11 protein-coding genes are annotated in these 13,544 nt (G+C 69.5%); 4 read left to right on the top strand and 7 right to left on the bottom strand.

Features of this window, described 5'->3' with window-relative positions:
- Entirely contained in the window at positions 1-1,089 is a 1,089-nt protein-coding gene (locus tag ACOZBP_RS15620) for a flavodoxin family protein (RefSeq protein WP_422677246.1), read from the bottom strand.
- A 139-nt stretch (positions 1,090-1,228) separates the two neighbouring features.
- On the opposite strand from ACOZBP_RS15620, the gene ACOZBP_RS15615 reads away from it, so the two are divergent.
- From ACOZBP_RS15615 to ACOZBP_RS15600, 4 genes are all read left to right on the top strand, one after another.
- Positions 1,229-1,642, top strand: coding sequence for a CBS domain-containing protein (locus tag ACOZBP_RS15615; protein ID WP_422677245.1), 414 nt, complete (start codon positions 1,229-1,231; stop codon positions 1,640-1,642).
- Positions 1,643-1,737: 95 nt separating this feature from the next.
- Positions 1,738-2,316: a hypothetical protein gene (locus tag ACOZBP_RS15610; RefSeq protein WP_422677244.1), complete on the top strand. Its 579-nt coding sequence runs from the start codon at positions 1,738-1,740 to the stop codon at positions 2,314-2,316.
- A 113-nt stretch (positions 2,317-2,429) separates the two neighbouring features.
- Positions 2,430-4,820 carry a PAS domain-containing sensor histidine kinase gene (locus ACOZBP_RS15605; RefSeq protein WP_422677243.1) on the top strand — a complete coding sequence of 797 codons (2,391 nt, stop codon included), beginning with the start codon at positions 2,430-2,432 and terminating at the stop codon, positions 4,818-4,820.
- A gap of 180 nt (positions 4,821-5,000) precedes the next feature.
- Positions 5,001-6,515, top strand: coding sequence for an arylsulfatase (locus ACOZBP_RS15600; RefSeq protein ID WP_422677242.1), 1,515 nt, complete (start codon positions 5,001-5,003; stop codon positions 6,513-6,515).
- A gap of 174 nt (positions 6,516-6,689) precedes the next feature.
- Here ACOZBP_RS15600 and ACOZBP_RS15595 read toward each other — a convergent pair whose 3' ends face one another.
- The 6 genes from ACOZBP_RS15595 to ACOZBP_RS15570 all read right to left on the bottom strand — a co-directional run bounded on the left by ACOZBP_RS15595 (position 6,690) and on the right by ACOZBP_RS15570 (position 13,301).
- Entirely contained in the window at positions 6,690-7,226 is a 537-nt protein-coding gene (locus tag ACOZBP_RS15595) for a periplasmic heavy metal sensor (protein WP_422677241.1), read from the bottom strand.
- Positions 7,223-7,651 (bottom strand): hypothetical protein, encoded by a 429-nt coding sequence (locus ACOZBP_RS15590; protein ID WP_422677240.1) that lies wholly within the window; start codon positions 7,649-7,651, stop codon positions 7,223-7,225. The genes ACOZBP_RS15595 and ACOZBP_RS15590 overlap by 4 nt, the downstream gene beginning before the upstream one ends.
- 16 nt (positions 7,652-7,667) lie before the next feature.
- Positions 7,668-8,240 (bottom strand): RNA polymerase sigma factor, encoded by a 573-nt coding sequence (locus ACOZBP_RS15585; RefSeq protein ID WP_422677239.1) that lies wholly within the window; start codon positions 8,238-8,240, stop codon positions 7,668-7,670.
- A 63-nt stretch (positions 8,241-8,303) separates the two neighbouring features.
- On the bottom strand, positions 8,304-8,921 hold the full coding sequence (locus ACOZBP_RS15580; protein ID WP_422677238.1) for an EF-hand domain-containing protein: 618 nt from the start codon (positions 8,919-8,921) through the stop codon (positions 8,304-8,306).
- 64 nt (positions 8,922-8,985) lie between these two features.
- Entirely contained in the window at positions 8,986-11,883 is a 2,898-nt protein-coding gene (locus tag ACOZBP_RS15575; RefSeq protein WP_422677237.1) for a bifunctional [glutamine synthetase] adenylyltransferase/[glutamine synthetase]-adenylyl-L-tyrosine phosphorylase, read from the bottom strand.
- Positions 11,883-13,301 (bottom strand): ATP-binding protein, encoded by a 1,419-nt coding sequence (locus ACOZBP_RS15570; RefSeq protein WP_422677236.1) that lies wholly within the window; start codon positions 13,299-13,301, stop codon positions 11,883-11,885. Before ACOZBP_RS15570 ends, ACOZBP_RS15575 begins: the two co-directional genes overlap by 1 nt.
- Positions 13,302-13,544 lie beyond the last annotated feature (243 nt).

Genomic DNA, 13,544 nt, shown 5'->3' with positions numbered 1-13,544 from the left:
CTACTTCTGACGCGGCCCCTCCAGCCCCTCGTCGGTAGAGACCAGCCGGCCCTCGCGTCGGGCCCGCATCGACCGCGCCAGTTCCTCGGCGGCGATCCTCACCTCGTCCTGGACGTCCTGGTCCTTGTCGAGAGCGTCATGGCTGGTGGCGTAGGGTTCGAAATAGCCGATGTAGCGGTCGATTTCCGCATCAGGCCCGGCCGGAATCAGCTTGATCGACTTGAGCCAGTCCGCCACCGAACGGCGCACGTTCTCGGCGCCCTCGACATCGCCGTGAGCCACGACGGCGAACGTGCGTCCTGCCAGATGCCGCGGGTAGTCCCAGCCCGCCAGCTCGACCGCCTTGGCCTTTCGGGCGTCCTTGCCGTGGGTCAGGGTCGGATCCGGATTGCCGCCGTCGGCGCAGACCAGCCGGTCGATCATCAGCTTCAGCGAGCTGGAGGTCTGGTACCAGTTGACCGGGGTGACGATGAAGACGCCATGCGCCTCTACCCACAGGGGATAGATGTCGTTCATCCAGTCATGAACCTGGCCTAGCGAATAGTTGGGATAGCAGCTGCACGGCCAGTGACACAGCGCCGCCGCAGTCGAAAAACAGGCCTTGCAGGGATGAATTTCGCGTCCGTATTCCGAGGCCAGCCGCGACAGGTCCAGCACCGTCGTCTCGATGCCCGCCGCCTTCAGCGTCGCTTCGGCGATCATCGTCAACCGCCAGCTCTTGGACATCTCGCCGGGACAGGTGTGTTCTGACCGTGACGAGCCGTTGACAAGCAGGGCGCGCAGAGGGCCCCCGGCGTCGTCGTGTCGCGCCTGCGCCGCCTTGATCGCCTCATGAGCATGGATCCAGTCGATCGACAGGTCGTAGTCGGGATCGGCGTAGCCGGCGCCGGCCTTCTGCGTCAGGGGGCTCTTGCGACCCTCGATATAGCCATCCCAGGCCGCAGCGGCGACCTGATCCAGCGCCTCGCGCATCCTGTCGAAGGCGGGGTCCTGATACCGGCTGAGAAAACGTTTGACGAAGACCTCCCGGGTCAGTTCGGGCGATGGCATGCCCTTGCGCGGTTCGGGCGTCTTCACGGCGTCGGTCATGGCGGGTCTCCGGACGATCGGGTCCAGACCCAAACGACAGGCGTCAACCGCCGTTCCGCGTCGATGGCCGCCGGAACCGGGTCCGCCCGCGCGGGTTCCTCCCGTCAAGCCTGACACACCGTCGGCAAGGGAGAGACGCATGAAAATCCGCGACGTGATGAGCAGGGACGTGCAGGTGGCCCGTCCCAACGACACCATCCAGGAGGTCGCCGCCCGCATGGCGTCGGGCGATTTCGGCTTCATTCCCGTGGCCGACGGCGACAATCTGGTGGGCGCCATCACTGACCGGGACATCACGGTCCGCGCCGTGGCCTCGGGCGCCGCCCCCACCGCCCGGGTGGTCGAATTCCTTAGCCGCGACGCCCTGGTGGTGCGCGCCGACGACGACCTGAAGGCCGCGCTCGACCTGATGAGCTCGCGTCAGGTTCGCCGTCTGCCCGTCGTGGACAAGGACGGCCGCCTGGTCGGCGTCGTCTCGCTGGGCGACCTGTCGACCCGGGTCAAGGAACGCTATGCCGGCGAGGCGCTGGAAGAGATTTCCCGCCCCTCCTGACCCGCGCGACCGCGTTCACGACTCGCTAACTACGTCGCGGAACCCGACGATAACGGCTCGCGCGCCATGCTGCCCCCTTGCAGGGGAGAATCCGCATGGCGCGCGCGCAGTTCCAGAAGGGTCAGAAGGTCTGGGTCGAGAGCGTCGGCGCCTGGGCTCAGATCGAGAAGGTCCAACCCGTTTGGGCCAAGGGCTTCGACGAGCCCGTGCGCATCACCTACGATGTCGGCCTGGGCCGTGAATTCACCGCCGCCGAACTTCAGACGCCGGCCGAAGACGCCGCCGCCACCGCCCTGGGCGACTGGCGCATCCTGCGCGCCCGGAACAAGTGGCAGGAGCCGGCCGACTGCGCCCATCATCCCTTCCCCGGCAGCTATCCCGTGGTCGTCACAGACAAGGCCGACTGGGGCGGCTGGCGGGTGCCGGGCGCGGAATACGACCGCGACCCCGAACGTATCGAGTTCCAGTCCCGCCTGATCGCCGCCGCGCCCGATCTGATGGAGCTGGCGCGCGAACTGATCGAGACCGTGTCGGAATCGCCCGAGGATGCGCCGCCGGAGGCCGTCCGAATGGCGCGCCGCGCGCGCGACATCCTGCGCCAGATCACCGATGTCCTGGCTGCGCCGGGCGAAAGCCCGCGCGTCGCGACCACTGGCGGCGAGGAAGCCGCCTGAGTCATTCCTGCATCTGTTCGCCCGCAAGGTGAAAAGCCCGCCACGCCGGGCCTCGACAGGAATCCGCGACGCAGCCTAGATTCCCCTCTGCTGTTGAGGATGAGAGGATCGGCTTGCAGGGCAAGGAGCGCCGCAGCTATCAGCCGGGCCGCCGGGCTTCGGATCAGACCACGCGCGGAAGCCTGCCGTGGGTGCGCGTCCTGCTGCTCGCCGTCGCCCTGGTCATCACCGCCTACGCCCTGCTGGTCATCCGGGACGACGGGCGCCCGCGCCGTGAGGCCCAGGCTGTCCGCGTCGAGGCCTTGAGGCTGGAAGCCCAGCGCGCCGCCGGCCAGATCAGCGCCCGCCTCGCCCTGACCGACCGCGCCCTCGATCTCGTCGCTCGCGATCTGGCCGAGCAGCCTGCGCAGGCGGTCGAGGCTCTGGACCGCGCGCGCATCGTCGCCCCCGACGCCGGGTTCGTGGTCAGTGACGCCGCCGGGCGGGTTCTGGCCGCTGCGGGCGGCAAGGCGGACGCCCCGACACGCGCCGCATCCGGCTATGCGCTGCAGGACAACGCCCTGCTGACCCGTCGCCCGCTGGGGGACGGTCGCGCCCTGTCCGCCCGCACCCCCCTGCCGCCGCTCGAGGCCGGGCTCGCCGGGAGCAGCCTGAGCGTGGTCGCCGCCGGTCTGGTCCCCGCCGACGCCGGCCGGCCGGCGCGGGATGCCGAGGGCCGGTTGCGCCTGACGGCCTCGGCGCCCATCGACGCCTCCGGTCACGCCGTCGTCGCCTCCATGCCCGCCGTCGGCGGCCTGTCCGCCTGGCTGGACGACGCCTGGATGGTGGCCGGCCCCCTGTTGCTGGTCCTGCTGATGCTGGCCGTTCTGGCGGTGCAGAACTGGCGTCAGACGCGCGCCGGCCGCCAGTGGGCCGACACCGAACGTCGCTTCCGCGTCGCGGTAGAGGCCGCCCGCTGCGGCGTCTGGGAATGGGATCTGGCGCGCGGCGAGGTGGTCCTGTCCGACTACATGGCCGCCATGCTGGAGGTCGAACCCGGCCAGGCCCTGACCACCCAGAGCCTGATCGAGAAGGTTCATCCGCGCTACCGCGAGACCCTGGTCGACGCCCTCGACAGAGCCGCGGCGGACGGCGCCTTCGACGTCACCTTTCCGGTGCCGCTGAAGTCAGGCGGCATCCGCTGGATCGACGCCCGCGGCCAGTCGCGCCAGCCGCGTCGTGACGCCGGCTTCACCAGCCTGCTGGGCGTGGCGCTCGACATCACCGAGGCCCGCCGCTCCAAGGCCCAGGCCCAGGCCGCCGAGAACCGTCTGCGCGACGGCATCGAGAGCGTGTCCGACGCCTTTGTCCTGTTCGACCGCCAGGGCCGCCTGATCCTGTGGAACCAGGCCTTCCAGGACGCCTTCGCCTTCCCCGCAGGCGTTGTCGTGCGCGGGGCTCAGAAAGACGCCCTGAACCTCATCGCCGCCGAGGCCGTCAAGGCCGAGCACCCTTCCGCCAGCGGCCGCGCCGGGGTGCGCGAGGTCGAGCTGAAGGACGGTCGCTGGCTGCAGATGGCCGAACGCTTCACCGGCGACGGCGGCACGGTCGTCATCGCCGCCGACATCACCGTCATCCGACGCCAGGAGGCCGAGCGCCGCCGCGCCGCCGACGAACTGCGCGCCATGGTCGTCGAACTGGAAGACCGCGAGGCCAAGCTGTCGCTGCTGGCCCGCAAGTACGAGGTCGCCATGACCCGGGCCGAGGCCGCCAACCAGGCCAAGTCCGAGTTCCTGGCCAATATGAGCCATGAGCTGCGCACCCCGCTGAACGCCATCAACGGCTTCTCCGAGATCATGGCGGGCGAGATGTTCGGCCCCCTGGGCGACCGCCGCTACAAGGGCTACGCCGCCGACATCCACCAGTCCGGCCAGCACCTGCTCAGCCTGATCAACGACATCCTCGACATGGCCAAGATCGAGGCCGGCAAGCTGACCCTGCACTACGAACCGGTGTCGCTGAATAGCCTGTGCAACGACGCCATTCGCCTGATGCGCGGCAAGGCGATGGAGTCCGGCCTGACCCTAGGCCTGGTCGCCCCGGACGCGGTGCAGATCGAGGCCGATCATCGCGGCCTGAAACAGGTCATGCTGAACCTGATCTCCAACGCCGTGAAGTTCACGCCCGAGGGCGGCGCCGTCACCGTGACCATTGCAGCCCAGGGCGCGGACCATGTGCGCCTCTCCGTCACCGACACCGGCATCGGCATCGCCCCCGCCGACCTCGACCGCCTGGCCCAGCCCTTCGAGCAGGTCGAGGGCCAGCACTCCAAGACCACGCAAGGCACCGGCCTGGGTCTGGCCCTGACCAAGTCCCTGATCGAGCTTCACCGCGGCCGCATGACCATTGAAAGCGAGCCCGGCCACGGCACCACCGTCTGGTTCGACCTGCCCATCCGCGCCCCCGAAGGCGCCATGGCCCCCGCCGGCGCCGCTCCCCAGCGGGTTCAGGCGCAAGCGGCCTGACAACGCCGCCTTCGTGCAGACAGGTCTGGATCTCGTTTCGAGAGGAATACCGACCGACCAAAATGCGGAGCAGACCTTCCGACCGGGTTTGCCCCCGCCGTCGCTCAGGTGAAGACCTGATACACCTCGAACGGCTGTGCTGGCACGCTCCCGGGTAGCATTCCGCTCTGGAGCTACCCCATGCCCAACGGTCGTCCCAACATCCTCCTTATCATGGCTGACGACATCGGCTGGTTCGATGTTGGCGCCTACAATCGCGGGATCATGGGCGGACCGACCCCCAATATTGATCGCATCGCCAATGAGGGCGCGCTCCTGACCGACCATTATGGACAGGCGAGTTGCACTGCGGGGAGGGCAGCCTTCATCACCGGTCAGATACCGATGCGGACAGGGCTCAGCACCGTCGGAATGCCCGGCGCGCCGCAGGGCCTTCGGTTTGAGGATCCAACCATCGCCGACCTGCTGAAGCCCCTGGGCTACAGGACCGCCCAGATCGGTAAGAACCATCTGGGCGATCGCAACGAGTTCCTGCCCACGGTGCACGGGTTCGACGAGTTCTACGGCAACCTCTACCATCTGAACGCCGAGGAGGAGCCGGAGCAGGCGGACTATCCCAAGGGAAGCGAGGTGTTCAAGAACCTGTTTGGTCCACGCGGCGTCCTGTCGTGCAAGGCGACGGACAAGGACGACGCCACGGAAGACAAGCGGTTCGGCCGGGTCGGCAAGCAGACGATCGAGGACCTCGGGCCGCTGACGCGCAAGAAGATGGAAACCATCGAGGACGAGCTGCTCAGCCACTCGCTGGACTTCATCGACCGCGCCAACGCTGCCGGCGAACCCTTCATGCTCTGGCACAACACCACGCGGATGCATGTGTGGACGCACCTGTCAGAGCGCTGGGACGGCAAGACCGGCCTCGGCCTCTACAGCGACGGCATGCAGGAGCTCGACTGGGTTGTCGGCGAGCTGCTGAAAAAGCTGGACGACCTCGGCATCGCCGATGACACCCTGGTGATCTTCACAACCGACAACGGCGCCGAGAAATTCACCTGGCCGGACGGCGGCACCACCCCGTTCCGCGGCGAAAAAGGGCTCGGCTGGGAAGGCGGTTTTCGGGTGCCGTTCGTAATCCGCTGGCCGGGACATATACCGGCCGGCAGAGTTCTCAATGGCATCACCTCGCACGAGGACGTGCTGCCGACCGTCCTGGCGGCGGCGGGCGCGCCGGACATCAAGGACAAGCTGCTCAAGGGTCACGATGCCGGGGACAAGACCTTCAAAGTCCATCTCGACGGCTACAGCCAGCTATCCTACCTCTCCGGCGACGAAGAAGCGTCACCGCGCAACGAGTTCTTCTACTACGGAGAGTCCGCGCTCTATGCGATCCGGTACCGAAACTGGAAAGCCCACTTCGAGATCAAGAACGACTGGTTTGGCGGCATCAGCTACGCGCCCACGGTGCCCCAACCGGTCAATCTGCGCGCGGACCCTTTCGAGCAGCACATGACTGCGCCAGCCTATCCCAACTATGCGGTCGACAAGCTTTGGACGGTACTGCCGATGGCGGCAATGGTTCAGCAGCATCTGGCGACCTTCAAGGACTTCCCGCAGCGGCAAAAATCCGGGGCGCTCGACATCAACGACATCGTGTCTGGCGTCATGGCCTCGGTCGCGAACAGGCAAGGAAACTAGGTCGGTCAAGTAAGGCTGGGCTTGGGTCCGAGCCTCGGCTTCTCACCCTTCGACGATACCCAGCGTGTCCGCTTGCGGCGCCCGGCGTGGAGAGGCGGAATCGTCGTACCCGGGGCTCGGCCGTAGCCGAAGCCGACGCCTGGGCGCCGGACCGAAACCAACCGTCTGAGGGGGTTAAGGGCGTGTCGATGCTTCAGCCGCAGCCGGCGGCGCAGGCGCGATCGGCTTCTCGGCCTTCTCGGGCTTGCGCGCATCCCGCTTCGCCTTGTGGCGCGACAGGATGGGGGCCAGGGCCTTGCGGTCGGCCGGGCTCAACTGGTTCAAGGTCTCGACCGCCCCGGTCTCCAGCCGCGAGCGACCGCGCGCCTCCGACGCCCGCGAGCGTTCCAGCAGGGCCGCGACCGCCACCGGATCAAAGGTCTCCGCCCCGGTCAGGGCGATGGCCTCGCGCCGCGCGGCTCGCGCTTCCTCGAAGTCGGGTCGCGCCTGCATGGCCGAGGCCCGCAGGCGCTGCTTGACCTGATCCCGCACAGCCGGATCCATCCGCTCGATGACGTCCCAGACCGGCTCGCTGCGCCCCGGTTTCTGCGCCTCGGCGACCCTTTGCTCGACCTTCTCGCGCGCCACCCAGACGGCGCCCCCGGCGGCCAGCGCGAAGACGTTGAGGGCGACCGAGACGGCCAGGGCGATCTTCAAACTCCGCGACGTCATCCGCCCAGAACCTCCGTGTCGTCTGCGCTGATCAGACTGGCTTGATAGAGCACGGCGTCCGCCTGGACATCGGCGGTCATGTGGCTGGTCAGATTGATCCCGAACATCACTCCGGCGCAGGCCGCCGCCGCCCATCCGGCGCCCGAAAGCCAGGCCAGCGGCCCAATGGCGCCGCGCCGACGCGCCCGCAGGCCCGCCCCCGCTGCGCTGGCGATCACCGCCTCGCGCAGGGCGTGCGACGGCGCCGGTCGCGGCGCGGCGTCCAGCAGGGCGTCCAGCCCGTCGGCCTCGCGCAGCAGGGCCGCCGCATGCGGGTCCGCCGCCATCAGGGCGCGCGCCGCCTCACGCTCGCCCTCCGGCCAGCGCCGAAGGTCGCCGCCATAGGCGTCGGTCAGATACTCGAAACGCTCGTAGGTCATCGTCATGGTTCCAGCCCCCGCCTTACCCATTCGCCGTCATCACCGCATTCGGCGCCATGTCAGCCAGCGCCGTCCGCAACGCCCGCCGTCCACGCGACAGCAGGCTTTCCAGGGCCTCGACGCTGACGTTCATCAGCCCCGCCGCCTCGATATTTCCCAGTTCCTGATAGTGGCACAGGACGATGGCCTCGCGCTGCCGCTCGGGCAGTTTCGCCAGCGCCGCCTCGACCCGCAGCCCCGTCTCCATCGCCAACAGCCCCCGATCCGGCGCAGGCCCGTCGTCGGGCCGATCCGGCGGCGCGTCCGTGGCGATCTCGCGCCGACGCCGCAGCCGGTCGTAGCAGAGGTTCAGCCCGACCCGGTGCAGCCATGTGTCGAACCTGGCCTGACCCGGCGCCCAGCGCGGCGCCTGTCGCCAGGCTCTCAGCATCGCTTCCTGGGCCACGTCCTCAGCCTCCGTCGCATCGCCCAGCATCCGCTGCGCCAGCATCAGCATGCGCGGCAGCTTGCGAGCGACCATGGCCTGGATCGCCGCGGGGTCGCCCTGACCCACGCGCCGCACCAGATCCTCGTCGGGGTCGGCGGTCTTCGCCAATCCAGCCTCTTTCGCCGTTCACGAAACGGGCCGACGGCTGCACCGCCTTCCCCGACATCCACCCTACTCCGAAGCGGGCGTCGAAGGCGACGCCGCCGGAACCGCCTGACGACGCTCCTGGCGCTTTTCGCGCATCTCGGCTCGGCGCGCCTGCATGCCCGCGCGACGCTCCTCGCCCGTCAACGTCCCGTCGCGGTTGGCGTCCAGTCGGGCAAAGGCCGCCGTCGCCTTCTGCTCGGCCTCGGCGATCACGATGGGGAACCGGCCCTCGCCGCCCCGGCCCATGCGCTGTGCGCCGCCGTGCATGCCGCGATGACCGCGACCGGCGCGTTCGGCGCGCTGGCCGCGACCAGCCCTCTGGCCATCGGCGCGCGGCGCCTCGAACTCGGCCCGGCTGATCGAGCCGTCCTTGTTGGCGTCCAGACGGTCGAACATCGCCGTCCTGCGTTCAACGCGCTTGGCCTGGCCGGCGGCGCGCATCTCCTCGGCCGTGACCGTGCCGTCGCGGTCGGCGTCGGCGGCGCGCAGGCGCTCCACGCGGCGCTGGACGAAATCAGCTTGTGAAACCGGCTGAGCCATGGCGCGCGCAGGCCGCTGCGGCGCTGCGGTTTGCGCGACGGCCACGCCGCCGAAAACGGTCAGAAAGGCGATAGCGGCGACGCCGCCAAGGGTCTTGTTCATCTCGATGGTCTCCGCGGGCCTAAGCCCGAAAACATCCCTGTCGAGAAATCAAACGTCGCCCGGATCAGTTTCCGTCGCGACTCGTATCGGCCACAGCGGGCAGGGCCGCTTCGAACGCGCGCCGCGCCCGCGCGCGCAGGGCGATCAACTGCGCCTTCAGCGCCTCATAGTCCGGGGCCCCCGCCGCCGCCGCCAACCGCTTCTGGAAGCCCGACGGCTCCGCGTCCGGGTCGCCGCGTCCATCAAAGGCGCAGGCCATCAACTGACCCAACTGCTGGTGCGCCCGCCAGGTCTCGGCCAGGATCGGATCATCCTTCAGCGCTTCCAGCGTCGAGACGGTCAGCGCCTCGCCCGCCGCCGCCGCGCACAGCTGACGGTACTGGGCCACAAACTCGGCGTCGACCTGGGCGCCCGCCGACAGCTTCAGGTCCCAGAAACCCTTGGGCCGCCGCTCGCGATCCATCAGGTCACGCATGGCGCGCACATCCCCGGCCACGTCCACGCCCGGACGCGGCCGCCGCAGCGCCGCCTCCAGCGTCGCCTCGACCCGCGCGCCAAACGCCGGATCACTGGCCCAGACCAGCCGCCCGCGCGTCAGGGCCATGAACTCCCAGGTCTCGGCTTCCTGCGCGTAGTAGTCGTCCAGCGCCTCCAGCCGCACCGACACCGGTCCCTTGGACCCGGTCGGCCGCAGCCGCATGTCCACTTCGTACAGGCCGCCCTCGGCCGTGTGCGCCGACAGGGCGGCGATCAGCCTCTGGGTGAAGCGACCGTAGAACAGGTCCGCGCTCCACCCCTTGCCCGCCGACGTCGTCTCGGGCGCCGCCGCATAGACCGTCATCAGGTCCAGGTCCGATCCCGCCGTCATCTCGCGCGACCCGGCCTTGCCCAGGGCCACGACGGCGACCGCCCCCTCGAACGTCCCGCCCATCCGCTCGGCCTCGGCCAGAGCGGCCGGAGCCAGGGCCCGCATACAGGCGTCGGCCAGCGAGGTATTGGTCAGCCCGGCCTGCTCGGCCGTGGTCCGGCCGGTGATCACATGCATGCCGATGCGGAAGGTCTGTTCGCGATGCAGGCGGCGCACGGCGTTCATCGCCCCTTCGAAATCGCCGGCCTCGTGCGCCTCGCGCACCACCTGATCGGCCAGACCGGTGTCCGTGCCGAGGGCGATCAGGAAACGGGCGTCCAGAATGCCGTCCAGCGCCTGCGGCTGGCGCCCCAGGGCCCGCGCCAGTCTGGGGGCGAAAGCCATGACCCCGACCACCAGGTCGAACAGCCGGGGCTGGTTCAGGAACAGGGCCTGCACCTGCACCCCGGCGCTCAAGCCTGAAAAGAAGACCGCGAACCGCCGAAACGCCGCATCCGGCGCCCCGGTCTTGGCCACCGCTGTCAGCAGTTGCGGGGCCAGGCGTGTGAACAGCTCGCGCCCCCGCGCCGTCCGCGTCGCCTGAATGCGCCCGTGGTGCCAGCTGCGGATGGTGTCCGAAACGGTCGCGGGCTCGGAAAACCCCATCCGCTTCAGCGTCTCCAGCGTGCCCGGATCGTTCTCGACCCCGGTGAAGACCAGACTGCCATAGGGGGACGACAACTCCTCGCCGCCTTCGAACAGCTCGCCGTAGCGCTGATTAACCCCCATCAGCAGGCTTTCGACCCCGGCGTCGAACAGGCCCAGGTCGCCCTCGCCCGCCAGCGCCGCCACGTCGGCCCGGCGCTCGGGATCGACCGGCAGGACGTGGCTCTGCTCGTCGGCCAGCATCTGCACCCGGTGCTCCAGCCCGCGCAGCTCGACATAGGCCGCCGCCAGTTCGTCGCGCGCCTCGACCGCCACATGACCCCGCTCGGTCAAGGCGTCCAGCGCCTCCAGGGTCCGCGACGACCGCAGTCCCGGATCGCGTCCGCCCAGGATCAGTTGCTGCGTCTGGACGTAGAACTCGATCTCGCGGATGCCGCCGCGTCCCAGCTTCAGATTGGCGCCCGCCGCGTCCAGTCCCTCGCCCGTCTTGTGGACGTGGATCTGCTTCTTGATCGACTGGATGTCCAGCACCGCCTGATAGTCCAGACTGCGCCGCCAGACGAAGGGGACTAGCGCCTTCAGGAACTCTGCGCCCTCGCCCGCATCCCCGGCGCAGACCCGCGCCTTGATGAAGGCCGCCCGCTCCCAGTTCTGGCCGACGGATTCGTAGTAGGCCAGGGCCATGGGCGCCGCGACCACCGGCGGGGTCGAGGACGGATCGGGCCGCAACCGCAGATCGACGCGGAAGACATAGCCGTCCGCCGTCCGCTCGCTCAGCAGGCTCGCCAGACCCTGGGCCAGCCGGTTGACCAGGCCCTGCGCCTCCACGCCCTCGCCCAGTGCGCTTTCCAGCGCCTCCGGCTCGAAGAAGAGCGACAGGTCGATGTCCGAGGAATAGTTCAGCTCGAACGCCCCGCCCTTGCCCATGGCCAGGACGAACAGGCCGGGCACAGGCCCGCGCGGATCATCCGCCGCCGAGGTCAGCTTGCCGCGCCGTCGTTGATCGTGGGCCAGACAGCGCAGCGCCGCCTGCGCCGTGGCGTCGGCGAACCGCGACAGCGCGCCCGTCACCGCGTCCAGATCCCAGACCCCGCCCAGGTCGGCCAGGGCCGTCAGCAGATGCAGGTCCGCCTTAAGCCAGCGCAGCGGCGCCTTGGCCTCGTCCGCTGGACCGTCCAGGGCGTCAGTCGCCGCCAGGATTTCAGCCAGGCGCGTCTCGGGCGCCGTCTCGAGAATTTGCCGCAGCCGCTCGGGCCAGCGCCGCGCCAGTCCCGCCAGGTAGGGCGAGGCCGCGAACACCGGCTCCAGCGCGCCCCAGGCCCCGTCCAGCGTCGCGCGCCAGCCGTTCGCCTCCGCCGCCTCGACCAGCCGTTCGTGGATGCGTCCCGCCGCCATCGCGTCGCGCACCGGCCCGCACGGCTTCAGCCTTGCCCCCAGCTTATCGCTCATCAGGTCACCGTCCCGCTGGCCGGCGGCAGGACCAGCGCCACCCGCAGGCCCGGCCCCTGCCCCCCATAGGCGCCCGGTCCCTCGTCCAGTTGCACCCGTCCGCCGTGCGCCTCGGCCACCGCCGTCACCAGGGACAGGCCCAGGCCCGAGCCCGGCTCGGTGCGGCTGTTGTCCAGGCGAACGAAGCGTTGCAGCACCCGGTCGCGGTCCTCGTCCGGCACGCCTGGCCCAGTGTCGGTGACCGAAAACTCGATCTCGCCCGACGACCGCCTGCGCGCCCGCAGCTTCACCGCCCCGCCCGACGGCGTATATTTGACGGCGTTGTCGATGATGTTGGCCAGGGCCTGGGCCAGGAAGGGCTGGTTGCCCTCGATCATCAGGCCGCGTTCGATCTCGGCCGAGAACTCCAGCCCCTTGTCCTCGCTGGCCGGCTCGTACAGCTCGGCCATGTCGGTCGCCAGATCGGCGGCGTCGAACACCTTGGGATCAGGCGCCCCGCCGGCCTGCAACCGTGCGATGGCCAGAACCGTATTGAAGGTCTTCAGCAACAGGTCCGCCTCGTCCAGGGCGACGCCCAGGGCGTCCACGCCCGACACCTTGCCCGCCTCGGCGTCGATCAGCGCCACCTCCAGCTTGGCCCGCATCCGGGTCAGGGGCGAGCGCAGGTCGTGGGCGATGGCGTCCCCGGCATGGCGGATCGAGGCCATGGACGCCTCCAGCCGGTCCAGCATGGTGTTCAGCCCCTGGCCCAATTCGTCCAGTTCGTCGCCGGAATGACGGATCGGCGCCCGCGCCTTCAGGTCGCCTTCCTGCACCGCCGTGACCACCTGGTTCAGCCCGCCCATGGCCCGCTCGACGCCGCGGCTGATCCACAGACCGCCGCCGACGCCCAGCACCAGGACCATGACCATGGCCCCCCACAGGGCCTGGGTCAGCCGCGCCAGATAGGCTTCGATGTCGCCGATGTCCTCACCGACGAACAACTGCTCGCCGCCCGAAAGGGGCATCTCCACCCCGATCGCCTGCCGCCGCCGCACCTTGCCCGCCTCGTCGGTGTCGGTCAGGCGGAAATCGTCCCAGCGACCGCCCTGCACCACCTCGCCCGCCTCCAGCGGCGAGGTCGAGATATTGCCGGTGATCGTCTTCCGGTCCTTGTCCATCAGCAGATAGAGATAGGACCCGCCCCGCAGCGTCCGGTCCACCAGGGCCTGGTTCAGCGCGTCCACCCCGCGCGTGCGATAGACCGCCGTCAGCGCCTCGACCTCGCTCCTGACCCCCGCCTCGGCCCGCGCCCGCGCCTCCGACGCCGAGGCGACATAGACATAGGCCAGCACCGCGCTCGCCGTCGCCACGAACAGCGCCAGAAACAGCAGCGTCAGCCGAAACGGCGTCCGCCGAAAGAGGGAAGGCAGTTTCACTTCTCTCCCTCCCCTTCATGGGGAGAGTGGTCGTAGCCTTCTGATCCTCCCCCGTTTACGGGGGAGGGGGACCGCAAAGCGGTGGAGGGGGCGGCTGCGCCCGCGTCCTTTGCCCTCTCTGCGCCGTCCATGCATCAAATCCCAAGCGGGGCGTCTGTGGTGGGGGCGCCCCCCCCGCCCCCCGCCACCAGCCCCACCCCCCACACCCACAGCGGGACATAACCACCCAGCCCCAACAAAGCA

Origin of the sequence: Brevundimonas sp. NPDC058933 (assembly GCF_049315965.1) — a bacterium.
Taxonomy (GTDB): Bacteria; Pseudomonadota; Alphaproteobacteria; order Caulobacterales; family Caulobacteraceae; genus Brevundimonas.
The sequence above is the reverse complement of the archived record's forward strand: the minus strand, read 5'-3'. Positions and strand labels throughout refer to the sequence as shown.

What these genes read in the sequence shown, in the direction of transcription:
- ACOZBP_RS15620 (WP_422677246.1), bottom strand. Translation starts at nt 1,089, where the DNA reads ATGACCGACGCCGTGAAGACGCCCGAACCGCGCAAGGGCATGCCATCG.
- ACOZBP_RS15615 (WP_422677245.1), top strand. Translation starts at nt 1,229, where the DNA reads ATGAAAATCCGCGACGTGATGAGCAGGGACGTGCAGGTGGCCCGTCCC.
- ACOZBP_RS15610 (WP_422677244.1), top strand. Translation starts at nt 1,738, where the DNA reads ATGGCGCGCGCGCAGTTCCAGAAGGGTCAGAAGGTCTGGGTCGAGAGC.
- ACOZBP_RS15600 (WP_422677242.1), top strand. Translation starts at nt 5,001, where the DNA reads ATGCCCAACGGTCGTCCCAACATCCTCCTTATCATGGCTGACGACATC.
- ACOZBP_RS15595 (WP_422677241.1), bottom strand. Translation starts at nt 7,226, where the DNA reads ATGACGTCGCGGAGTTTGAAGATCGCCCTGGCCGTCTCGGTCGCCCTC.
- ACOZBP_RS15590 (WP_422677240.1), bottom strand. Translation starts at nt 7,651, where the DNA reads ATGACGATGACCTACGAGCGTTTCGAGTATCTGACCGACGCCTATGGC.
- ACOZBP_RS15580 (WP_422677238.1), bottom strand. Translation starts at nt 8,921, where the DNA reads ATGAACAAGACCCTTGGCGGCGTCGCCGCTATCGCCTTTCTGACCGTT.
- ACOZBP_RS15575 (WP_422677237.1), bottom strand. Translation starts at nt 11,883, where the DNA reads ATGAGCGATAAGCTGGGGGCAAGGCTGAAGCCGTGCGGGCCGGTGCGC.